Annotated in this window: 1 protein-coding gene; it reads right to left on the reverse strand. The window is 65.7% G+C overall.

Annotated features, from left to right (window positions below; translation table 11 throughout):
* Positions 1-5: 5 nt before the first annotated feature.
* The gene (locus MTBUT4_RS15195; RefSeq protein WP_173980546.1) at positions 6-1,133 is read right to left on the reverse strand and encodes an ISAs1 family transposase; all 1,128 of its coding nucleotides are present in this window, start codon (positions 1,131-1,133) and stop codon (positions 6-8) included.
* Positions 1,134-1,222 lie beyond the last annotated feature (89 nt).

Here is a 1,222-nt window from a genome sequence, read left to right on the forward strand (position 1 = left end):
CACGGTCATCGCATTTGGCCGAGGATGGATCTCGCGAAGTCATTGGACCATCCTGATCGCTTTCGCTTGCGTCGGACGGAGATGCCGGGGCGGGCGCGGTTGAGGACGTTGAGGGCCAATTTGCGTAGGGTGGCGAGGTTCTCGGGGCCGTGATCCTTGCGGTTTCTGGCGCGATCCTCGTCGAAGACGACGTCGAGTACCCAGTGCAGTCCGTTTTCCACCGACCAGTGAGCACGAGCTGCGGCCAAATAGTCGGCCGCCTGCAGGGGGCGCGACGCAACATGGTAGTGGCGGGTGACGGTGGTCTTGCCGCGATGTTCGACGGTCGCCTCGATCATGCCCAGGCAGGCCATGTCCGGCAGCATAACCGGCTCGGTGCTGGCCGATTTCGGCCCGCGCAGCCAGTCCAGGTCGTGGCAGACCCAGGCTCGTCGGGTCTCGATCCGGCCATGGTCGGCGTCGGTGGTGGTGGTGTTCGCCAGCCCGGCCCGCAGGTCCGGGTCGGCGAAGTACTCCACCACCGACGCATGGAGCGCGGGATGGTTCCCCTTCAGCCGCAGCAGGTAGTCACCGCCGCGCTTGCGGATCGTTCGGGCGGTCTCTTCCTGGCAGTGGATGGCGTCGGCGGTCACCAGATGGCCCTTCAGGTCCAGACACTCCAGCAGGGCGCGGGCCGCCACGATCTCGCTGTCGCCCTCGGCCACCCGGTAGCTGCGCTGGCCCACCACCAGGCGCGCGGCCGACGCGAACGCCGTCACCACCGCCAGCGGATTGGTGCGCGCCGCGTCGTCGAAGGAACGCCGCAGCGTCTTGCCGTCGATGGCGATCACGCCTTCTCCCGCCGCACCCAGTTCATCAAGGAAGCGGCCGAAACACGCGGCAAACGCCGCCGGGTCGAGAAGCCGAAAGACGCGTGAGAAGGTATCGTGGCTCGGAACCCCATGCTCCAGCCGCAGGAACTCACGGAACAGATCCTCGCGGTCGACCGCAAAGTCGGCAAAGTCCGAGCAACTTTCCGCCCCGCACACCGTTGCCGTCAGGGCGATCGTCAGAATCTCCAGCAGGTCGTGCCGCGTCGCATTGCCGGTGCGCGGGTCCGGTAGCGCGTCGAATGCCTTGTCAAACCAGGACATCTGAGGGATCCATCCTTCGCCGATAGAGCCCCCTAATGAATCCTTTTCAGCGCCAGGCGCTACCCGCTTTTTTCAAATGCGATTCCCCT

The organism is Magnetospirillum sp. UT-4 (assembly GCF_902729435.1).
Taxonomy (GTDB): Bacteria; Pseudomonadota; Alphaproteobacteria; order Rhodospirillales; family Magnetospirillaceae; genus Magnetospirillum.